We start from the raw sequence: 21,337 nt of genomic DNA on the forward strand, positions 1-21,337 counted from the left end.
CTGTGGTCATGCCGTCCCGCCCGAAACAGCACACCCTTAGGCTGGACCGGTGAGCAATCCCCATTCCTCGTTGCTGACCGACCACTACGAGCTGACCATGGTCAGTGCCGCCCTCAAGGACGGCACCGCCGACCGCCAGTGCGTCTTCGAGGTGTTCACCCGCCGGCTGCCCACCGGACGGCGTTACGGCGTGGTCGCCGGCACGGCCCGTCTGGTGGAGCTGATCCGGCAGTTCCGCTTCGACGCCGCCGAGGTGGACTGGCTGCGCTCGGCCGGGGTGGTCGACGAGCAGACCGCGGCCTGGCTGTCCCGGTTCCGCTTCACCGGCGACATCGAGGGGTACGCCGAGGGTGAGCTGTTCTTCCCCGGCTCGCCGATCCTGACCGTCTCCGGCACCTTCGCCGAGTGCGTGGTGCTGGAGACGCTGGCCCTGTCGGTGCTCAACCACGACTGTGCGATCGCCGCCGCGGCGGCCCGGATGGTGACCGCCGCCCGTGGCCGTACGGTGATCGAGATGGGTTCCCGGCGGGCGCACGAGGAGGCGGCGGTCGCCGCCGCCCGGTCGGCGTACCTGGCCGGTTTCGGCTTCACCTCCAACCTGGCCGCCGGCCGGCGCTACGGCATCCCGACGGCGGGCACCGCCGCGCACGCCTTCACCCTGCTGCACGACGACGAGGCGGCGGCGTTCGCCTCCCAGGTGGCGGCGCAGGGCAAGGGGACGACGCTGCTGGTCGACACCTACGACATCGCGCAGGGCATCCGGAACGCGATCGCGGTCGCCGGCCCGGACCTGCGGGCGATCCGGATCGACTCGGGTGACCTGTCGGTGCTGGCGCACCACTCGCGGGAACTGCTCGACTCGCTCGGCGCCACCGAAACGAAGATCATCGTCTCGGGTGACCTCGACGAGTACGCCATCGCCGCGCTCGCCGCCGAACCGGTCGACATGTACGGCGCCGGTACCGCGGTGGTCACCGGCTCCGGTGCGCCCACCGCCGGGCTGGTCTACAAGCTGGTCGAGGTCGACGGGCGACCGGTGGTGAAGCGGTCGGAGAACAAGGCGACCGTCGGCGGCCGCAAGGTCGCGATCCGCCGGCACAAGCCGACCGGTACGGCGACCGAGGAGATCGTGGTCTCCCAGGGGGTGCCCGACCACCGGCCCAACGACCGGTTGCTCCAGCGCAGTTACGTGATCGCGGGCGAGCCGGCGGACCTGCCCGGCCTGGTCGAGTCCCGCGAGCATCTGCGGCAGTGCCTCATCTCGATCCCCTGGGAGGGGCTCAAGCTCTCCGCCGGAGACCCGACCATCCCGGTCACCGTGGTTCCCACGAGCTGACCCGCGACCGTTGCGAAAGGCATGAGCCAGATGGGCAGAGCACTGATCATCGTCGACGTGCAGAACGACTTCTGCGAGGGCGGCTCGCTCGCCGTCGGTGGCGGCGCCGGGGTCGCGGCACGGATCTCCGAACTCCTGGCGTCCGAACCGGACCGGTGGCAGCACGTCGTGGCGACCAAGGACTACCACGTGGATCCCGGCGCGCACTTCGGTGAGCCGGCGGACTACGTGGACTCCTGGCCGGAGCACTGCGTGGCCGGCACGCCCGGTGCGGACTTCCACCCGAACCTGCGTACGGACCCGATCGAGGAGGTCTTCCGCAAGGGGGAACAGGCGGCGGCGTACTCCGGGTTCGAGGGTTTGTCCGACAGCGGCGAGGGCCTGGCCGACTGGTTGCGCGGGCGCGATGTCGACGCGGTCGACGTGGTCGGCATCGCCACCGACCACTGCGTCCGGGCGACCGCGCTCGACGCCGCCCGGGAGGGTTTCGCCACCACGGTTCTGCTCGACCTGACCGCCGGGGTGGGCCGGCAGACCACGCGGGCGACGCTGGTCGAGCTGGACGAGGCGGGGATCACCCTCCGGGGTGAACCGGTGCTCCAGGGCAGCTGAGCGGGGCGTTCGGCCGAAACCCGGTGGCGCCGGGGTCCGGCCCCTGGGCCAAGATGGTCCGGGAGGTACGGACCGTGCTGGATTTGAAGCCTTACCGCAGTGTGCTCGCGCTGCCCGGACTGAGGCCGCTGCTACTGGTGTCGATCCTGGCCAGGGTGCCGATGGCGGCCTCGGCCGTGGTGCTGACGCTGCATGTCGTCGGCCTGGGTCACGGCTACGCCGCCGCCGGGGCGGCCGGCGGTGTCATGACGGTCGGCTCGGCGCTGGGCGCACCCATGCTGGGGCGGTTGGTCGACCGGCGCGGCCTGCGGCCGGTGCTGCTGCTCACCACGGTCGCGTCGGCGGTCTTCTGGGTCGCCGCGCCGAGCCTGTCCTACCCGGTCCTGCTCGGCTCGGTCCTCTTCGGCGGTCTGCTCACGCTTCCCGTCTTCTCCGTGGTCCGGCAGTCGATCGCGGCGCTGGTCGCGCCGCCGCAGCGGCGGCAGGCGTACGCGCTGGACTCGATGTCGGTCGAGGTGTCCTTCATGACCGGGCCGGCGCTGGCCGTGCTCCTGGCCACCGTCGTGTCGCCCGAGGTCGCGATTTACACCATCGGTGCCGGCATGGTCCTGTCCGGGGTGACCCTGTTCCTGCTCGACCCGCCGACCCGCACGGCGCAGGAGGCGACCGCGCCACCCGTGCGGATCGCTCGGCGGGAGTGGCTCACCGGACGCCTGGTCGGGCTGCTCGCGCTCAGTTCGGCCGGCACACTGGTGCTCGGCGGTACGGACGTTTCCGTGGTGGCGATCCTGCGCGAGCACGGCCAGGTCGGCTGGACCGGTGCGGTGCTCTCGGTGTGGGCCGCGTACTCGTTGGTCGGCGGCTTCGCGTACGGGGCGCTGTCGCGCTCGGTGTCGCCCCTGCTGCTGACCGTCCTGCTGGGTCTGGCCACGATTCCGGTCGGGCTCGGCGGCAGCCGGTGGTGGCTGCTCAGCCTCCTCCTGCTGCCGGCCGGTGCACTCTGCGCGCCGACCCTGGCCGCCACCGCGGACGCGGTCAGCCGGCTGGCCCCGGCGAGCGTACGGGGCGAGGCGATGGGCCTGCACGGCTCGGCGATCACCGTCGGGGTGGCGCTCGGCGCCCCGCTGGCCGGTGCGGTGATCGACGCGTCGTCCCCGGTCTGGGGTTTCGCCGCGACCGGCCTGCTCGGCGCGCTGATCGCCCTGACCGTCCTCCCCCTACACCTACACCGCCGCCGCCCGTCCCACCCCCCGGTCCCCACCCCCGCCCTCACCCCTTAACCCCTCCAAGATCCGCACACTTTCACTGAATGAGTGGTAATCGCGCCTCGGATTCCCACTCATTCAGTGAATCTGCGGGCCTCTCCCCGCCCAGCGGGGGCGGGTGGGGGGACACGCGGAAGGGCGCCGGACCCTGTTGGGGGTGCGGCGCCCTTCGGCGTTCGTGCGGTGTGTCAGTGGCGGTCGACGTTGGTGGCGGTGTCCTCCTGGTAGCTGGCGCCGCCGTCGGACTCGCTGGTCAGGGGCTTGGCACCGCCCTCGGGGGGACCGGCCAGGGAGTGGCCGGCGGCCAGCTCCGGGAACTTGAGGTCGAATGCCGGCCGCTCGGAGCGGATCCGGGGCATCCGGTCGAAGTTGCGCAGCGGCGGCGGCGAACTGGTGGCCCACTCCAGCGAGTTGCCGTGACCCCACGGGTCGTCGACCTCGACCACCGGTCCGGTCTTGTACGACTTCCAGACGTTGTAGATGAACGGCAACGTCGAGATACCGGTGATGAACGCGCCGATCGTGGAGATCGTGTTCAGCGTGGTGAAGCCGTCTCCGGGCAGGTAGTCGGCGTACCGGCGGGGCATGCCCTCGGCGCCGAGCCAGTGCTGCACCAGGAAGGTGGTGTGGAAGCCGACCATGGTGAGCCAGAAGTGCACCTTGGCCAGCCGCTCGTCCAGCATCCGGCCGAACATCTTCGGGAACCAGAAGTAGATGCCGGCGAAGACGGCGAACACGATGGTGCCGAAGAGTACGTAGTGGAAGTGCGCCACCACGAAGTACGTGTCGGAGACGTGGAAGTCGACCGGCGGGCTGGCCAGCAGTACGCCGGAGAGGCCGCCGAAGAGGAACGTGACCAGGAAGCCGATCGCCCAGAGCATGGGCGCCTCGAAGCTGATCTGGCCCCGCCACATGGTGCCGATCCAGTTGAAGAACTTCATGCCGGTCGGTACGGCGATGAGGAAGCTCAGGAAGGAGAAGAACGGCAGCAGCACCTGGCCGGTGGCGAACATGTGGTGCGCCCAGACGCTCATCGACAGCGCGGCGATGCCGATCATCGCGCCGACCATGCCCTTGTAGCCGAACATCGGCTTGCGGGAGAAGACCGGGATGACCTCGCTGATGATGCCGAAGAACGGCAGCGCGACGATGTAGACCTCGGGATGGCCGAAGAACCAGAAGAGATGCTGCCAGAGCATCGGTCCACCGGTGGCCGCGTCGAAGACGTGCGCGCCGAGGATCCGGTCCGCGGCGAGCGCGAACAGGGCCGCCGCCAGCAGCGGGAAGACCATGATCACCAGAAGGCTGGTGACCAGGATCGCCCAGGTGAAGATCGACATCCGGAACATCGTCATGCCGGGGGCACGCAGCGTGAGGATCGTGGTGATCATGTTCACGCCACCGAGGATGGTGCCCAGACCGGAGACGGCCAGACCGACGATCCACAGGTTGGCGCCGACACCCGGCGAGTTCTCCACACTGCTCAGCGGCGCGTAGGCGAACCAGCCGAAGTCGGCCGCGCCGCCGGGGCTCACGAAGCCGCCGAGCGCCATCGTTCCGCCGAACAGGTAGAGCCAGTAGGCGAAGCTGTTCAACCGGGGGAACGACACGTCCGGTGCGCCGATCTGCAACGGCACCACGTAGTTCGCGAACGCGAACACGATCGGCGTCGCGAAGAACAGCAGCATGATCGTGCCGTGCATGGTGAAGAGCTGGTTGTACTGCTCGGCCGACAGGAACTGCAGGCCCGGCCGGGCCAGCTCGGCGCGCATGAGCAGCGCCATCAGGCCGCCGATCATGAAGAACGCGAAAGCCGTGATCATGTACATGATCCCGATCTGCTTCGCGTCCGTCGTACGCAGCAGCCGCGCGATGGCCGAACCCTTTACCGGCTGGCGGACCGGCCAGGGCCGGGTCACGATCGGCTTCGGTGCGACGGTGGTCACGAGTGGCCTCCGGTTCTCGTTAGTCCCACTGCGCCCACAGATCTGATCCGCACGCGCTGTTGATTCTCTGTTGGCCGTATCTCGGAGGCGAGAATAGTCCCCAGCAGCGGCGGCTCCGGCGCCGGGTGGCCGGACGCGCCGTCGGGGTGGTCCACCGGCGTCCGCCGTTCGGCCGACGTCGCGGTACGCGGTTACGCCTGATCGAGTAGTAACCGGTAGTGCTCGGCAAAGATCCGGGCGCCGCGTCCGCGCAGCAACGGATCGCGCAGCGGCGGCGGCACGTCCCTGGTCCGGTCCCGGTCGCGGGTCCGGTCCAGCACCCATTTCGTACGGGGGCGCCGACGACTCTCGTACCGGTCCAGCGCCTCGGTCACGGTCTCCGCCACGGTGAGTGCACGGGCCAGCACCAGGGCGTCCTCCATTGCCATCGCGGCACCCTGGGCCAGGGTCGGCGCGGTGGCGTGAGCGGCGTCACCGACCAGCAGCACCCGCCCGCGCGACCAGCGTCCCAACTCGACCTCGTCGCTCATCCCGACCCGCACCGAGCGGATCGCGTCGAGCACGGCCGGCACCGGGCCGCCGTACTCGGCGAAGCGTTCCCGCAGTCGGGCCACCGGGTCGTCCGGCATCTCGGCGCAGGTCTCGTCGGCGTAGCAGTGCAGCCGACCGGCGCCCATCGGCACCACCACGAACGCGGAGTGGTGGCCGAGCAGCCCGGTCCAGTCGGTGACCCGGGGGCCACCGGTCACCACGCTGCGGTAGACGACCTGGCCGACCGGCCGGGCCGGACCGCCGAGCGCGGCCATCCTCCGCACCGTCGAGTGCCGGCCATCGGCCCCGATCACCAGGTCGTACTCGCCGTGGCGGCCGTCGTCGAAGGTGACCGTGACGGCGTCCCGGGACAGATCCAGCGAGCTGATCCCGGTGGCGTACCGGACCTCGCCACCGGCGGCGGTCAGCAGAACCTGGTGCAGTTCGGCGCGGGGCAGCGCCCGGCACTCCCCCACCCCGGCCCAGAGCAGGCCGAGGTCGACCTCGCACAGCCGTCGCCCGCGCACGTCGAGAAACCGCTGCCGCCCGATCACCTGGCCCAGTGGCCGGACCGGGCTGTCCAGTCCCAGCTCACGCAGTACGCGGGCGGCATTACCCTGCAGGTAGATGCCGCCCGCGATGGACATCGGCGCGGACTGCCACTCGGTCACCTCCGGTCGGAAACCGGCGAGCCGGAGGGCACGGGCAGTCGCCAGACCGGCAATGCCTCCGCCGACGATGAGGATGCGCAGGGTGGAACCGAGCATGTTGGTGACGCCTCCGGGAGGGGTCTCGGCACGCGTTGAAGCCAAGACGCTACTCCGCGCGACCGCTCACCGATAGCACCACGCGGGTGGCGCTCCGGCCCTCCCCGCTTTCGATTATCAGCGCTGCACCCGCGCTCCGGCACCCCTCATCAGGGCCTCCACCTCCTTCCGACTGGCCATCGAGGTGTCACCGGGGGTGGTCATGGCCAGGGCGCCGTGCGCGGCGCCGTACTCGACCGCGAGGGCGAGGTCACCGTGCTCCATCAGCCCGTAGACCAGACCCGAGGCGAAGCTGTCACCGCCGCCGACCCGGTCCAGGATCTCCAGGCCCGCCCGGTGGGTCGCCTCGACGAATCCCGAGTCGGCGGACCAGGCCACCGCACCCCAGTCGTTGACCGTGGCGCTACGCACCGTACGCAGGGTGGTGGCGACCACCCGGAAGTTGGCGTACTCCTTGGTCACCGCCTCGATCATGCGGCGGAAGTTCGCCGCGTCCAGGTCGGCCAGGGACTCGTCGGTGCCGGGCACCTCGAAGCCGAGCGACGCGGTGAAGTCCTCCTCGTTGCCGATCATCACGTCGACGTACCGGGCCAGCCGGCGGTTGACCTCCTGGGCCCGCGCCTGCCCGCCGACCGCCTGCCAGAGGCTGGGCCGGTAGTTGAGGTCGTACGAGATGACCGTCCCGTGCCGGCGCGCGGCGGACATCGCCGCCTCGATGGTCTCCGGGGTGGTCTCGGAGAGGGCGGCGTAGATGCCGCCGGTGTGCAGCCAGCGCACGCCCAGCGTGCCGAAGAGGTGGTCCCAGTCGACGTCGTCGGCACGGAGTTGGCTGGCGGCGGTGTGGCCCCGGTCCGAGGTGCCGACCGCGCCGCGTACGCCGAAGCCCCGCTCGGTGAAGTTGAGTCCGTTGCGGACGGTGCGCCCGATCCCGTCGTACGGCATCCACTTGATCAGTGCGGTGTCCACGCCGCCGGTCAGGACCAGGTCCTCCAGCAGCCGGCCGACCTCGTTGTCGGCGAACGCGGTGACCACGGCGGTACGCAGTCCGAAGCAGCGGCGCAGCCCCCGGGCGACGTTGTACTCCCCGCCGCCCTCCCAGGCGCGGAAGTTTCGGGCGGTGCGCACCCGTCCCTCACCGGGGTCGAGTCGCAGCATGATCTCGCCGAGCGACACCAGGTCGTAGCGGCACCGGTCGGCGGGACGAAGCTCGATCACACTCACACCTGACTCCCGGTGGCGGTGCCGGCGGCGGCCTGTGCGGTGGCGGCGCCCTTCGTGCCGGGGCTACCGGCAGTGGCGATGGCGTGCGCCCCGTCGCTACCGGCGGTGGCGGCGCGGGCGGCGGTGACGGCGGCGGCGGTCAGCCGGGTGACCTCGTCCCAGCGGCCGGCGGCGAGCAGGGCCGGGGCGACCATCCAGGTCCCGCCGACCGCGAGCACCGCCGGGTGGGCGAGGTAGTCGGGCAGGTTGGTGGTGTTCACCCCGCCGGTCGGAATGAACCGGACCGAGCGGAACGGCGCGGCCAGCGCCTTGATCATGTTCAGCCCGCCGAGCTGCTCGGCCGGAAAGAACTTCACCGTGTCCAGCCCGGCGTCGAGCGCGAACTGGATCTCGGTCGCGGTGGCCGCACCGGGGAACACCGGTACGCCCAGTTCCTGGCAGTGCCGGACCACGGCGGGCCCGAAGCCGGGGCTGACCACGAACCGGGCCCCCGCCTCGACCGCCCGGTCGACCTGCGCCGGGGTGAGTACGGTGCCGGCGCCGACCAGCAGGTCCGGCCGCTCGGACATGAGCGCGATTGCCTCGGCGGCGGCGTCGGTGCGGAAGGTCACCTCGACGGTGTGCAGGCCACCGGCGGTCAGCGCGGCGGCGAGCGGGACGGCCGCCGCGGCGTCTTCGAGCACCACCACGGGCAGGATCCGCCCGGCCGCGATGGCCGACGGGACCGAGTGCCGCCCGTCGGCACCGCCAGCAGGCGTCGCCGTGCTCCTCGCCGGGTCCGATGATTGTTCAGAATGATGAACGCTAGTCACATACGTGACCCTACTGTGGCCGTTGCGGGTGTCAAGCGGTCTAGAGTGGCCGCCATGACGAGCACCGCCGACGCGACCAGCGACATCGACGCGCCCGGAGGTGAGACCCCCCGGGCCGAGACAGCCGGGGCCGAGACAGCCAGGGCCGAGACAGCCGGGGGTGAGGTGGCCAGGGGCGAGGCTTTCCAGCCGGTGAAGTCGGCCGGGCGGACCCTGGACGTGCTGGAGGCGCTGGCCGACGGCTCCGGCCCGCGCTCGCTCGGCGACCTGGCCCGCGCGCTGAGCATTCCGAAGAGCAGCCTGCACGGCATCCTGCGCACGATGATCCAGCGCGGCTGGGTCGAGGCGGACGTCACCGGCACCCGGTTCGGGCTGGGCGTACGCGCCCTTCAGGTGGGCGCCGCCTACCTGGAGACGGACACCGTCACCGGACTGCTCAGCGGGGTCCTCGACCAGCTCGCCGCCGAGTTCGGCGAGACGGTGCACCTCGGCCGGCTCGACGGGCCGCACGTGGTCTACCTGGCCAAGCGCGAGTCGGTGCACCCGCTGCGGCTCTACAGCGCGATCGGTCGACACCTGCCGGCGCACGCCACCGCGCTGGGCAAGGTGCTGCTCGCCGAGCGGGCCGACGAGGCGGTCGACCGGCTGCTGCACTGGCCGCTCGCGGCGCTGACCCGGCAGACCATCATCGATCCGGACGCGCTGCACGACGAGCTGGCGACCATCCGGGCCCGTGGGTACGCGGTGGACCGGGAGGAGAACACCGACGGCATCGTCTGCTTCGCGATGGCCGTACCGCTCCAGGCCCCCGCCACCGACGCGATCAGCCTCTCCATCCCGACCACCCGTCTGGACGCCACCAGCGAACCGCGAATCGTCACCGCCCTCACCACCACCCTCACCCAGATCCGAGCCGCCCGCCCCCTCCTCCCCACCCTCTAACCCACCCCCACCCCCACCCCCACCCCCACCCCCACCCCCGCTCTCGCCCTCGCCCCAACCCTCCCCGTCGATCTAGGGCGGATGGTGGCTTGTCGATCTCCGATCACCCCCATTTGCCCTAGATCAACGGGGACGCGGGAAGGCGCGGTGGGGGGTGGTGGGGGGTGGTGGGCGGGTGAGGCTTTGACGGGGGTGAATGTGTTGGGTGATGATGGGAGCGCTCCCGGCGCTTTTGGCGGGGAGTGCACGGCAGTTGGGACACACTCCACGGCCACCCACCGTCCAAGGAGCTTCCATGAGAACCGTCCGCGCCATCGCGGCGACCGGCCTGCTCGCCGCGGGTTCGCTCGTCGCCATCGTGGTCGCCGGCCCCGCCCAGGCCGACACCCAGATCTGCGAGCAGTACGGCAGCACCACCATCCAGAGCCGCTACGTGGTCCAGAACAACCGCTGGGGCACCACCGCCCAGCAGTGCATCAACGTCACCTCGACCGGCTTCTCGGTACTGAGCCAGCAGGGCTCGGCACCGACCAACGGCGCCCCGGTGTCGTACCCGTCGGTCTATCTCGGCTGCCACTACGGCAACTGCTCCCCGGGCACCAACCTGCCGATCCAGGTCAGCCGGATCAGCAGCGCCACCAGCAGCATCAACTACACGTACGTCAGCGGCGCGACGTACAACGCGTCGTACGACATCTGGCTGGATCCGACACCGAAGACCACCGGCGTGAACCAGATGGAGATCATGATCTGGTTCAACCGGCAGGGCTCGATCCAGCCGATCGGATCGCGTACCGGCAGTGCGACCGTCGGTGGGCGCAGCTGGGAGGTGTGGACCGGCAACAACGGCGGCAACAACGTGATCTCGTACGTCGCCCCGTCGCCGATCACCGCCTGGAACTTCAGCGTGCTCGACTTCATCAACGACGTGCGTAACCGGGGCGCGATCACCAACTCCTGGTACCTGACCAGCATCCAGGCCGGTTTCGAACCGTGGCAGGGCGGGGCCGGGCTCGGCGTCACCTCGTTCGCCGCAGCCGTCAACAGCGGCACCCCGCCGACGAACCCGCCGACCACGCCGCCGACGAACCCGGGTACGGGTGGCTGCCGGGTCGGTTACACCTCGAACGCCTGGTCGAACGGGTTCACCGCCGACGTCAGTGTCACCAACACCGGGTCCAGCCCGGTCAACGGCTGGACGCTCGCCTACAACCTGCCCTCCGGACAGCAGGTGACCAGCTCCTGGAACGCCACCGTGACACAGAGCGGTTCAGCGGTCACCGCCCGGAATATCGGCCACAACGGCACCATCGCCCCCGGTGCCACGGTCGCCTTCGGCTACCAGGGCACCCACGGCGGCGGCTACACCGCGCCGACCACGTTCACCCTGAACGGCACGGCCTGCACCCGCGCCTGACACTGAACGGACCACCGGCCCCTGGTCGCCCGGGACACGTACGCGAAACCCGGACGACCAGGGGCTCAGTAGTCGCGGTGCGCCGGTGCGGTGCCGCCGGGGGTGCCAAAGCCGGACCAGCCCTGCGGCGCCATCGCCTGCACCGGCTGCTGCCCTCGGGCGGGAACCGGCGCGGCGGTGTCCTTCGGCGGCAGGGCGGCACCGAGGTCCAGCGCCCCGTACGGGTACCCGGCGTCGGCGAAGACCACCCGGCTCAGGTCCTGGCTCGGCAGATCGGCCGGCAGGTCGCGGGGTTGACCGGGCGGCAGCACCGGGGCCAGCGCCTGGAAGACGGCCCGGACCCGGTCACCCCGGTAGTCGGCCGGCGAGTACGTCGCCCGCAGCAACGCTCCGCCGTACGACAGCGGCACGACCTCGACGAACGCGCCGGTGTCCCGCAGCGCGGCGACGCCGCCCAGCCGGGCCAGCAGTTCCTCCGGGCAGAGGGTCACCCACTCGTAGCCGCGCAGGTAACCCCGGCTGGCCTGGGCCGACTCCTCGACCGGTCGGGCGAGCACCGAGTCGAGCAGGGTGGCCGGCGCGATCGTGCCGGCGTTGATGACGATCTCGCCGTACGCGGGGTTGGCCACGTCGCCGACCCGGCGGGTCAGCTCGACCAGCGCCGGAAGCACCTGCGCCAGCCGCCCCGGACGCCCTTCGAACCCCACCGACACCTGCAGTTTGAGGTGCCGCTGGTGGGCGTAGCGGAATACGTAGAGTTCGAGCTCGGAGGCGACCGCCGCCGGGTCGACGTCCGCCCAGTGCGCCGAGAGCTGGTAGAGCCCCTCGGTCAGCCCGTCCCGCCAGCGCTGCGGCCGGCGACGCCGGGCCCGCCCGTCCGGGTGCTGCTCGTACGCGCTGAGCGACAGCCACGGTTCCGGCGCACCCTCCGGCTGCACGAACGGCAGCAGCAGCCGGCACGCCTCGTCGTACCAGTGCTCCAGCAGCGCGAGACTGCGCGACGGTTCGTCACCGCAGTCCAGGTAAAGCAGGCAGGTGGCGAAATCGGGCTCCGATTCGCTGTAGTGCCCCCACAGCGGCGGCACGGCGCCGCCGCGGTCCACGTCATTGTTCATCTGTGCGCCTCCCCATGGCTCCACCCCAGGTCCCTGTCCCACCCGTCCGCTTCACCCGGCCCGCTGTGCCACCGGTCAGGGCGCAGGTCGGGTGGTTCGGTCTGTGGGTGACGCCACTTTGCCCTAGAACGGCGAGAAAATCCACGGGCAACGCGGCGCGGCGTTACACATACTGGCTGTTAGTCACGGAATTGACAGTGCGGCCGTCCAGATTGGTAATACACCAGGTCAGGGCCGTGAGACAACGTTGCTCAATGAACCCAGGAACAACACTCTGCGTAGTCGAAGCGCCTCGTGAGCGGGGAGGCCGAGGAGGTGGGGAGCGGGTGGCGGCACCCCTTCGACAACGCGCCCCGGTATGGTCACTTCCGGGTGGTGTGACACCACTGTCCAATTCGGACGCAACGGCGTACCCGATCGGTCCGGATCGCCGCCCGGACCGGCCGGACCCGCTCGACCGGTCAGGCGCGCTCGACCACCACGGTGGTCGACTTGATCACGGCGACCGCCGTCGACCCCACGTCCAGCCCGAGTTCGTCGACGGCTTCGCGGCTCATCAGCGACACCACCCGGAACGGTCCGGCCTGGATGTCGACCTGCGCCATGACCGAGTCCCGACTCACCGCGGTCACGATTCCGCGCAGCCGGTTGCGGGCCGAGGAGCGGCCGGTGCCGCCGTCGGGTGTCTCCGCCAGTGACCGGGCGAAACCGGCCAGGTCGGTGCCGGCGATCGTCCGGTGACCGTGCTCGTCCCGGGTCGCGGCGAGCCGGCCCGCGTCCACCCAGCGCCGGACCGTGTCCACGCTGACCCCGAGCAGTTCGGCCGCCTCACCAATCCGATACGTCGCCACCCGACCACCCTAGAGCCGCACCCCGTGCCGCCTCGAACGAAGCCGGGCTCCGGGGCAGGTGCCCCGGAGCCCGGATCGGCTGTCGCCGGATCAGGCGGTGAAGGAGAGCCGCGTACGGCGGCGGATCAGCATCAGTGCGACAGCACCGGCACCGATCAGCAGTGTCGCGACGGCGAACAGGGTGCCCGCCGGGGCACCGGTGACCGGCAGGCCACCCGGGATGTAGCGGAAGGTCAGCCCGTTGGAGCTGCCCGCGTCGGTGGTGACGCTGACCGTGGTGTTCCCGCTCGCGCAGGGCGGGGTCACGAAGGTCAGCGACAGGCCGTCCGGGCTGACCGTGACCGAGGTGGCCGCGATGGACCGCTCGCAGATGTTGACGATGGTCGCGCCCGGCACGAAGCCGCTGCCGTTGACCCTGACGGTGGTGCCACCTGCGGCCGGGCCCTGGTTCGGGTCGAGGTCGCTGATGGTCGGCGCGGCCAGCACGTAGGTGAAGCCGTCCGGTGCGGTGGCGTCCGGGCCGGGCAGGAGCACGGCCACGTCAACCGGTCCGACCGGTCCGACCGGGGTGGTGACGGTCAGCGAGGTGCCGTCCGGGCTCACCACCAGGTTGGTGCCGAGGTTGCCGCCGAAGGTCACCCCGGTGGCGCCGGTGAAGCCGGTGCCGGTGATCGTCACGCTGGTGCCGCCCGAGGTCGAGCCGGTGTCGGGTACGACGTCGGCGATCGTCGGCGCGACGAAGGCGAAGACCGGTGCGAGCGCCGTACCGGCCGGGAAGACCAGGTTCACCACGGACGGTCCCGCCGCGTTGCTCGGGGTCACCACGGTGATCTCGGTGGCTGCCGGGTTCACGGTGAAGCCGGTGCCCGGAGTGCCGTCGAAGGTCACTCCGGTGACGCCCTCGAACCCACTGCCGATGATGGTGACCGTCGTGCCGCCGGCGGTGGGGCCGGTGGTCGGGGCCAGGCTGGTGATGACCGCGTCGCTGCCGTCGGCGATGTACGTGTACGCCAGTGAGTCGGAGTCCCCGCTCGTGGTGCCGACGACGACCGACGCCGGTCCGACCTCGCCGGCCGGGGTGGTCGCGGTCAGCGAGGTGCCGGCGGGGGCGACGACGACGTTGGTCGCCGGTACGCCGTCGAAGAGCACGGTGGTGGCACCGGGGACGAAGTTGGTGCCGGTGATGGTGACCTGCTGCCCGCCGGACTGCGGTCCGGAGTTGGGGTTGATCGTGGCGGCGGTCGGCGCCGCCGCGGGCAACGCCCGCTCACAGGTGGCCTCGGCCAGGATCACGCTGCCCACGGCGATGTTGATCGGCACGACCACCGTGCCGGTGAGTGTGATCGTGGCGAGCACACCGGTGGCGGTGGCCCCGCCCGCGGTGACCGTCTCGATCCGGGTCAACGTGATGTTGAGGGCCGCGCCGACCACGCCGGGGACGACGACGGGGGAACTCCTGGTGACAGCCGGCGCGTTGGCGACCAGGACGACCGGCACGCCGAACACCTCCAGTCCGGTCACCACGGTTTCGGCGGTCTGGGCGCCGACGGCCGGACAGGTCACGTCCGCGGAGATCTCCTCGGCGGTGATCGCACTGATGCCGAGGATGCCGAGCGAGAGCCCGTTGATCGTGCTCGATACCAGGGAGATACCGGGGGCGCGGGTGGCGCTGACGTCCACCGTGCCGCCGGCCACCACGCCGACCGCGCCCGGCAGGACGATCGGGACGGCCGTTTCGCTGTCCGTACCGAAACCGACCGGCGCGACTGCCGTGCCGATCGTGCGGCCCGCGCTGATCACCGGAACGCCGAGCACCTCGGCGTCGAGGTCGACCACGACCCCTCGGGCGCTCGCGTCGCCAGCCGCCGCGAGGGCCGGCGTTGCCAGCCCGAGCGTCGCCGCTCCGGTGACCGCCAGGGTCAGCACCGCTGTAGATGTGTTCCGCCAGAAAGGACGCACCATTCGCCTCGTCTCAAGATCACGCCAGCTCTTCCCGACAGCCGAGAAGGAACCGCTGGAACCCGATCCTTGTAACGAAGGCGCTTAAGGGGCGGTTACGACGAAAACGGACCGATCGTACCGCATGTTGCTTAGATGGAGCAAACTATCCGGACAAACGGGGGGCCGTACCCCCGCTTCGTGGTCAGCCGGCCAGGCCGTCGATCCGGCGCAGTTCGTCCTCGTCGAGCGAGAAGCCGAACACGTCGAAGTTGCCCCGGATCCGCTCCGCCGTCACCGACTTCGGGATCACCACCACCCCGTGGTCGACGTGCCAGCGGAGCACCACCTGGCTGGTGGTGACGCCGTGCGCGGCGGCGATCTCGACCAGCACCGGGTGGTTCAGGTCGGTGGTCTTGAACGGGCTGTACCCCTCCAGCACCACCCCGCGCTGTCGGTTCTCGGCCACCCGGTCCGGGTCGTACAGCGACGGGCCCCAGCGGATCTGGTTCACCGCCGGCGCCTCCTCGGTCGCCTGGATCAGCACGTCGAGCTGGGTGGTGCTGTAGTTGCTCACACCGACCGCGCGGGCCAGCCCCTCGTTGCGTACGGCGAGGAACTCCCGCCAGACGTCGAGCCCGCCACCACGCTGCGGCGGCCAGTGGATCAGCCACAGGTCGACGTAGTCGGTGCCGAGGGCGGTCAGGCTGGCGGCCAACGTACGACGCTCGTTGCCGGCGTGTTCGGGCGGGAGCTTGGTGGTGAGGAAGACCTCCTCGCGCGGCACCCCGCTGTCCCGCAGCGCCCGTCCCACCTCGTCCTCGTTGCCGTACGCGGTGGCGGTGTCGATGTGCCGGTAGCCGATCTCCAGCGCGGCCCGGACCGACTCGTAGCCGGCCGTACCGGTGGCCTGCCAGGTGCCGAACCCGACCAGCGGCATCGCCACGTCGCCGGGGAGGGCGACGGTGGGTTGGTCCACAGATGAGGTCATGGTGATCTCCTACCCGTAGCGGCCGGGACCATGCACGCCGGTCACCCGCCCAGGGGGACAATACCGGTGCCGATCACGGTTCGGACGGCTCCGGACGTCCGCGCACGACGGTCAGCCGACCGGCGTACAGTTTCTGATCTTCGGACGGCGGCCCGGCGCGGACGCCCGCTCCGGGCCGTCCCGCCGCACGGACCACCCGAGGAGAACGGTGTACCTGACCCACCTGGAGTGCCCGCGCTGCGGCGACACCGCCGAGGCCGACCGGCCGCAGAACCTCTGCTCCTGCGGCTCGCCGCTGCTGGCCCGCTACGACCTGGACGCGGTGGCCGCCGTGGTCAAGCCGACCGAGATCGCCGGCCGACCGGCCGACCTGTGGCGTTACCGGGAGTTGCTGCCGGTTGCCGACGAGGCGAACGTGACCACCCTGGGCGAGGGGTGGACGCCGATGCTGGCGGCCCCCCGCTACGGCGCCGGCATCGGCCTGCCCGGTCTGTTGATCAAGGACGAGGGGCTGATCCCCACCGGTTCGTTCAAGGCGCGCGGTGCGGCCGTCGGCGTCAGCCGGGCCAGGGAGCTCGGGATCCGCCGGGTGGCGATGCCGACCAACGGCAACGCGGGTGCCGCCTGGGCCACCTACGCCGCCCGCGCAGGGCTCGGCGCGACCATCGCGATGCCGGTCGCGGCGCCGACCATCACCCGGCGCGAGGTGATCGCCGCCGGCGCCGACCTGCACCTGATCGACGGCCTGATCAACGACGCCGGGCGCTACATCGCCGGGTTGATCGCCGCGTCGGCGGACTCGCCGGAGGGTCCGATCTTCGACGCGAGCACGCTGAAGGAGCCGTACCGGCTCGAAGGCAAGAAGACCATGGGGTACGAGATCGTCGAGCAGCTCGGCTGGCAGGTGCCGGACGTGATCCTCTACCCGACCGGGGGCGGGGTCGGGCTGATCGGCATCCACAAGGCGCTGCACGAGATGCGCCAGCTCGGCTGGATCGGGGACCGGTTCCCCCGGCTGGTGGCGGTCCAGTCGACCGGCTGTGCCCCGATCGTGCGGGCCTTCGGCTCGGGCGCCCGGCGGGCCGAGCCCTGGGTCGACGCGCAGACGGTGGCGTTCGGCATCACCGTACCGGCGCCGCTGGGTGACGAGCTGATCCTGGACGCGCTGCGGGACACGGCGGGCACCGCGATCGCCGTACGGGACGAGGACATCCTGGCCGACCTGCGCGAGTTCGGGGCCCGTGAGGGGCTGCTGCTCTGCCCCGAGGGCGCCGCCTGCCTGACTGCGGCGAAGCAGCTGCGGGCCGGTGGCTGGATCCGGGGCGACGAGCGGGTGGTGGTGCTCAACACCGGCGCCGGGCTGAAGTACCCGGAGACGGTCGAGGCCGACAACCTGCCGGTGCTGCCCCGCCCGTAACACTCCGAAACTGCTTGAAACCGCCCGGGGCGCGCTTCGTCGGCGCAGAATCGCGGTAAGCACGCAGCTTGCCCTGATTCGGGACAAACTACCCTCGCCTCGGGAGGATCCGCGATGACCACGCCACCGCACCCCGAACCCACCACCAAGTCCCGACAACTGGCCGGCGCCCAGGTCGACCCGCTCTCCGGATACCTCACCACCGACCAGGGCATCCGGGTGTCGGACACGGACAACTCGCTGCGGGCCGGGGCGCGGGGGCCGAGCCTCCTGGAGGACTTCCACCTGCGCGAGAAGATCATGCGCTTCGACCACGAGCGGATCCCGGAGCGGGTGGTGCACGCGCGCGGGTCGGGCGCGCACGGCTACTTCCAGGTGTACGAGTCGCTGGCCGACCGGACCGCCGCCACCTTCCTGCACGACCCGTCGGCGCGTACGCCGGTGTTCGTCCGGTTCTCCACCGTGCAGGGATCCCGTGGCTCGTCGGACACCCCGCGCGACGTACGCGGCTTCGCCACCAAGTTCTACACCGGGCAGGGCAACTTCGACCTGGTCGGCAACAACATGCCGGTCTTCTTCATCCAGGACGGGATCAAGTTCCCGGACCTGGTGCACGCGCTGAAGCCGGAGCCACAGCACGAGATGCCGCAGGCCGCCTCCGCGCACGACACCTTCTGGGACTTCGTGTCGCTGCAACCGGAGACGATGCACCACGTCATCTGGCTGATGTCCGACCGGGCCATCCCGCGTAGTTTCCGCACCATGCAGGGGTTCGGCGTACACACGTTCCGGCTGGTGAACGCCGCCGGCCGGGCGACGTTCGTGAAGTTCCACTGGACCCCGGTGCTCGGCACCCACTCGCTGGTCTGGGACGAGGCGCAGAAGATCGCCGGCAAGGACCCGGACTTCAACCGCCGGGACCTGTGGGAGGCGATCGAGGCCGGCAACTTCCCGGAGTACGAGCTCGGCATGCAGTTCATCCCCGAGGACCAGGAGTTCGCCTTCGACGACATCGACCTGCTCGACCCGACGAAGATCATCCCGGAGGAGGTGGTGCCGGTGACCCCGGTCGGGCGGATGGTGCTCGACCGCAACCCGGAGAACTTCTTCGCCGAGACCGAGCAGGTGGCGTTCTGCATCGGCAACGTGGTGCCGGGCATCGACTTCACCGACGACCCGCTGTTGCAGGCCCGGCTCTTCTCCTACCTCGACACCCAGCTCACCCGCCTCGGCGGCCCGAACTTCGCCCAGATCCCGATCAACCTGCCGGTCGCCCCGGTGGCGAACCACCAGCAGGACGGCTTCCACCAGCAGACCATCCGGCGCGGGCCGGCGAACTACCACCCGCACTCGATCGGCGACGAGGGACCGCTGATCGCCGGGCCGGACGCGCAGCCGTTCGTCCACTACCCGGAACGGGTCGACGGGCCGAAGGAACGCCGCCGCAGCGCCACCTTCGCCGACCACTACGGCCAGGCCACCCTCTTCTGGAACAGCATGTCCGACTGGGAGCGGCAGCACATCGTGGCCGCGTACCGGTTCGAGCTGGGCAAGGTCACCCGGCCCCGGATCCGGGCGCTGATGGTGTCGCACCTCAACCGGATCGACCACCGGCTGGCCGCCGCCGTCGCCGCCGGGATCGGGGTGCCCGTACCGGAACCGGAGGGCGAGAACCACGGCCGCCGCTCCCCTGCGCTCAGCCAGGCCGACACGGCCCGGGAGACGATCCTCGGCCGAAAGATCGCGGTCCTGGTCACCGACGGGGTGGACCGACAGAGCGTCACCGTGCTGGAGCAGGCACTGACCCGGCTCGGTGCCACGGTCGAGCTGCTCGCCCCGGTCGACGGGAACGTGACCACCGCCGACGGCGGCGCCCTGCCGGTCACCCGGGCGATGACCACCGTCGCCTCGGTCCTCTACGACGCGGTGGTCCTCCCGGCCGGCGAGGATGCCGCGCTGGCGCTGGCCGGGGACGGGTACGCGGTCCACTTCGTCGCCGAGGCGTACAAGCACGCCAAGCCGATCGGCATCCTCGGCGGCGGGCTGGCGGTGTTCAACCAGGCCGGCCTGACCGCACCGGTACCGGACCGCAGCGGCGTGGGCCGGGCGGCCGGGGTGGTCGTACAGTCGGCCGCCGGACCGGCCGGGGACGACTTCGTGACCTCCTTCGTCGAGGCGGTAGCCGCCCACCGCCACTTCAACCGCGCGCTCGACGCGGTCCCCGCCTGACCCGCGCGCTCACCGGCCGCGCTCTTGTAGAGAAAGAGTGGCTATTCCTTCGGGGGTAGCCACTCTTTCTCTACATGAGGGGCCTTACCTGTGGGACGGGGGTGCGGGTTGGGTTAGTTGCCAGGCGGCGTTTATCAGGCCTACGTGGGAGAGTGCCTGCGGGGTGTTGCCGAGATGCTGGCCGCTGGCGGGGTCGATCTGTTCGGCGAAGAGTCCCAGGTCGTTGCTCCGGGCCAGGGTACGTTCGAACAGCGTCTCGGCCCGGTCCCGCTCGCCGAGCAGGTCCAGGCACTCCACCAGCCAGAATGTGCAGAGCACGAAGCTGGCCGGGTCACCCGACCAGCGCCGGATCAGCCCGTCGGCACCGAGCCGGCTCTCGACCGCCTCGATCGTCGAACGCATCCGGGGATCGGTCGCCGGCAGGAACTTCGCCAACGGCATGATCAGCGCGGAGGCGTCCAGCTCGTCGGTGCCGATCACCCCGACGTACGCGCCGAGGCGCTCGTTCCAGCCCTCGGCCAGCACCATCGCCCGGATCTCGTCGCGGATCGCGGACCAGCGGCTGACCTGCGCCTGTCCGTGCGTACCGAGCCTGGGTGCCAGCTGCACCGCCCGGTCCAGCGCCATCCAGGCCATCACCTTCGACGACAGGTACTGCCGCTCGGTGCCGCGCTCCTCCCACATGCCGCAGTCCGGCTCCCGCCAACTGCCCGCCACCCCCTCGGCCAGGTCGATCAGCATCGCCCGCAACTCCTCGTCGAAGTCGCCGAGCTGGTCGCTGAGCCGTTTCGCGGCGCCGAAGATCTCGCCCGGTACGTCGAGCTGGCGCTGCCCCCAGGCGTCGTTACCGACCCGGACCGGGCGGCTGTTCGCGTACCCGCGCAGGTGTGCCAACGAGTGCTCGGTCAGGTCCCGTTCGCCCTCGACGCCGTACATGATCTGGATCGGGCCGGTGCCGATCCGGCCGGCGGAACGGGCCGCCCAGGCGAACAGCCGGGACGTCTCGTCCGGGCAGGCGGCGACCCAGAGGGCGTGCATGGTGAACGCGAAGTCGCGCAGCCAGGCGTACCGGTAGTCGTAGTTCCGGCTGCCGCCGGGGTCCTCCGGCAGCGAGGTCGTGGCGGCGGCCACCAGGGTTCCGCTCGGCACGTACGTCAACCCCTGCAACACCAGCGCGCTGCGCCGTACCTGGTCGGCGTACCGCCCCTCGTAGCTGTGCACCGCGCCGAGCGAACACCAGGCCCGCGTGGTGTCGGCGACGCTCACCCGTCGGGCGGGATCGACCGGTGGCACCGTCTGGCCGTACTCCGGCGTGTAGGCCAGTTCGAACTCGACCACCTGGCCGGCGTCGACGTCGAACTCGGCGGTGGCGTGGCCCTGCTCGCAGTGCACCGACACCGGTGCGCTCAGGGTCAGCGTCGCCGGGCCGGCGGCCGCCACGATCCTGTCCCCCCGGTGGTGCACGTACGGCGCCAGCAGGCCGTACTCGGGCCGGGGTACGAACTCGCTGCGCATCCGTACGGTGCCGGTGAGCCCCTCGACCACCCGGAGCAACACCGCTGGCGAGCGTTGCCCGAGGTCGTGGCCGCGCGCCCCCGGTTCGAGGGCGAGCGCGTCGGTGACCGCCACGCTTCCGTCGTCGGTGTGGTGCACGGTACGCAGCACCAGCGTGCCCGACAGGTAGTCCCGTTCGGTCCGGTGGTCGGGCCGTCCCCGTCCGGCCGGAGCGAGCAGCCAGTGCCCGGCGTCCGGGTCGAGCAGCCGACCGAAGACCGAGGGACTGTCGAACCGGGCCGGGCACCACCAGTCGACCGAGCCGCCCCGGCCGACCAGTGCGGCCGACCGGCAGTCGGAGAGGAACCCGTAGTCGGAGATCGGGGTATCGGTGTGCAGCGGCGCGGACACCGCCCCCGCATACCCCGTTCCCCGCCGGTCAGCCTCGGGCTC

General features: G+C 71.1%; 16 protein-coding genes. 7 read left to right on the plus strand and 9 right to left on the minus strand.

The annotated features are described in order from the left end of the window. The first annotated feature begins 49 nt into the window (after nt 1-49). From ACZ6QQ_RS08610 to ACZ6QQ_RS08620, 3 genes are read left to right on the plus strand one after another with little or no spacing between them, the layout of a single operon-like run. On the plus strand, nt 50-1,336 hold the full coding sequence (locus tag ACZ6QQ_RS08610; protein ID WP_465875245.1) for a nicotinate phosphoribosyltransferase: 1,287 nt from the start codon (nt 50-52) through the stop codon (nt 1,334-1,336). Between the two features lie 30 nt (nt 1,337-1,366). Next, the gene (locus tag ACZ6QQ_RS08615) at nt 1,367-1,948 is read left to right on the plus strand and encodes an isochorismatase family protein (protein ID WP_465875246.1); all 582 of its coding nucleotides are present in this window, start codon (nt 1,367-1,369) and stop codon (nt 1,946-1,948) included. Between the two features lie 53 nt (nt 1,949-2,001). Further along, nucleotides 2,002-3,228 carry an MFS transporter gene (locus tag ACZ6QQ_RS08620; RefSeq protein ID WP_465875520.1) on the plus strand — a complete coding sequence of 409 codons (1,227 nt, stop codon included), beginning with the start codon at nt 2,002-2,004 and terminating at the stop codon, nt 3,226-3,228. A gap of 173 nt (nt 3,229-3,401) precedes the next feature. On the opposite strand, the gene ctaD is transcribed toward ACZ6QQ_RS08620, so the two are convergent. The 4 genes from ctaD to eda form a co-directional block, all read right to left on the minus strand. Continuing rightward, a complete protein-coding gene (gene ctaD, locus ACZ6QQ_RS08625; RefSeq protein ID WP_465875248.1) occupies nt 3,402-5,159 on the minus strand; it encodes an aa3-type cytochrome oxidase subunit I in 1,758 nt (585 codons plus the stop codon). A gap of 191 nt (nt 5,160-5,350) precedes the next feature. Beyond that, the gene (locus ACZ6QQ_RS08630) at nt 5,351-6,457 is read right to left on the minus strand and encodes an FAD-dependent monooxygenase (RefSeq protein WP_465875521.1); all 1,107 of its coding nucleotides are present in this window, start codon (nt 6,455-6,457) and stop codon (nt 5,351-5,353) included. Nucleotides 6,458-6,574: 117 nt separating this feature from the next. After that, nucleotides 6,575-7,672 (minus strand): sugar kinase, encoded by a 1,098-nt coding sequence (locus ACZ6QQ_RS08635; RefSeq protein ID WP_465875249.1) that lies wholly within the window; start codon nt 7,670-7,672, stop codon nt 6,575-6,577. A gap of 2 nt (nt 7,673-7,674) precedes the next feature. Beyond that, nucleotides 7,675-8,490, minus strand: a complete 816-nt coding sequence (eda, locus tag ACZ6QQ_RS08640; protein ID WP_465875251.1) for a bifunctional 4-hydroxy-2-oxoglutarate aldolase/2-dehydro-3-deoxy-phosphogluconate aldolase — start codon at nt 8,488-8,490, stop codon at nt 7,675-7,677. A gap of 54 nt (nt 8,491-8,544) precedes the next feature. Between eda and ACZ6QQ_RS08645 the strand changes: the two genes are divergently transcribed. Both ACZ6QQ_RS08645 and ACZ6QQ_RS08650 read left to right on the plus strand, forming a co-directional pair. Beyond that, nucleotides 8,545-9,432, plus strand: a complete 888-nt coding sequence (locus tag ACZ6QQ_RS08645) for an IclR family transcriptional regulator (RefSeq protein ID WP_465875253.1) — start codon at nt 8,545-8,547, stop codon at nt 9,430-9,432. 295 nt (nt 9,433-9,727) lie between these two features. Beyond that, nucleotides 9,728-10,849 (plus strand): glycoside hydrolase family 12 protein, encoded by a 1,122-nt coding sequence (locus ACZ6QQ_RS08650; RefSeq protein WP_465875255.1) that lies wholly within the window; start codon nt 9,728-9,730, stop codon nt 10,847-10,849. A gap of 65 nt (nt 10,850-10,914) precedes the next feature. On the opposite strand, the gene ACZ6QQ_RS08655 is transcribed toward ACZ6QQ_RS08650, so the two are convergent. From ACZ6QQ_RS08655 to ACZ6QQ_RS08670, 4 genes are all read right to left on the minus strand, one after another. Further along, complete coding sequence (locus ACZ6QQ_RS08655) at nt 10,915-11,964, minus strand: hypothetical protein (RefSeq protein WP_465875257.1); 1,050 nt, start codon at nt 11,962-11,964, stop codon at nt 10,915-10,917. Nucleotides 11,965-12,425: 461 nt separating this feature from the next. Continuing rightward, a complete protein-coding gene (locus tag ACZ6QQ_RS08660) occupies nt 12,426-12,815 on the minus strand; it encodes a TOBE domain-containing protein (RefSeq protein WP_465875259.1) in 390 nt (129 codons plus the stop codon). A 90-nt stretch (nt 12,816-12,905) separates the two neighbouring features. After that, entirely contained in the window at nt 12,906-14,777 is a 1,872-nt protein-coding gene (locus tag ACZ6QQ_RS08665; protein ID WP_465875261.1) for an IPT/TIG domain-containing protein, read from the minus strand. Between the two features lie 181 nt (nt 14,778-14,958). Further along, a complete protein-coding gene (locus ACZ6QQ_RS08670) occupies nt 14,959-15,744 on the minus strand; it encodes an aldo/keto reductase (RefSeq protein WP_465875263.1) in 786 nt (261 codons plus the stop codon). 208 nt (nt 15,745-15,952) lie between these two features. Here ACZ6QQ_RS08670 and ACZ6QQ_RS08675 point away from each other — a divergent pair, with 208 nt between their 5' ends. Then, on the plus strand, nt 15,953-17,161 hold the full coding sequence (locus ACZ6QQ_RS08675; RefSeq protein WP_465875265.1) for a threonine synthase: 1,209 nt from the start codon (nt 15,953-15,955) through the stop codon (nt 17,159-17,161). Between the two features lie 114 nt (nt 17,162-17,275). Continuing rightward, on the plus strand, nt 17,276-19,390 hold the full coding sequence (locus ACZ6QQ_RS08680) for a catalase (protein ID WP_465875267.1): 2,115 nt from the start codon (nt 17,276-17,278) through the stop codon (nt 19,388-19,390). Nucleotides 19,391-19,474: 84 nt separating this feature from the next. Here the strand turns inward: ACZ6QQ_RS08680 and ACZ6QQ_RS08685 are convergent, their stop codons facing one another. After that, nucleotides 19,475-21,295, minus strand: a complete 1,821-nt coding sequence (locus tag ACZ6QQ_RS08685) for a glycoside hydrolase family 15 protein (RefSeq protein ID WP_465875268.1) — start codon at nt 21,293-21,295, stop codon at nt 19,475-19,477. Between the last annotated feature and the right edge of the window lie 42 nt (nt 21,296-21,337).

The organism is Micromonospora sp. NPDC049529 (genome assembly GCF_055586685.1).

Coding starts and splice junctions, on each gene's coding strand:
- ACZ6QQ_RS08615 (WP_465875246.1), top strand. CDS start 1,367: ATGGGCAGAGCACTGATCATCGTCGACGTGCAGAACGACTTCTGCGAG.
- ACZ6QQ_RS08620 (WP_465875520.1), top strand. CDS start 2,002: ATGGTCCGGGAGGTACGGACCGTGCTGGATTTGAAGCCTTACCGCAGT.
- ACZ6QQ_RS08630 (WP_465875521.1), bottom strand. CDS start 6,457: ATGCTCGGTTCCACCCTGCGCATCCTCATCGTCGGCGGAGGCATTGCC.
- ACZ6QQ_RS08645 (WP_465875253.1), top strand. CDS start 8,545: ATGACGAGCACCGCCGACGCGACCAGCGACATCGACGCGCCCGGAGGT.
- ACZ6QQ_RS08650 (WP_465875255.1), top strand. CDS start 9,728: ATGAGAACCGTCCGCGCCATCGCGGCGACCGGCCTGCTCGCCGCGGGT.
- ACZ6QQ_RS08655 (WP_465875257.1), bottom strand. CDS start 11,964: ATGAACAATGACGTGGACCGCGGCGGCGCCGTGCCGCCGCTGTGGGGG.
- ACZ6QQ_RS08665 (WP_465875261.1), bottom strand. CDS start 14,777: ATGGTGCGTCCTTTCTGGCGGAACACATCTACAGCGGTGCTGACCCTG.
- ACZ6QQ_RS08670 (WP_465875263.1), bottom strand. CDS start 15,744: ATGACCTCATCTGTGGACCAACCCACCGTCGCCCTCCCCGGCGACGTG.
- ACZ6QQ_RS08680 (WP_465875267.1), top strand. CDS start 17,276: ATGACCACGCCACCGCACCCCGAACCCACCACCAAGTCCCGACAACTG.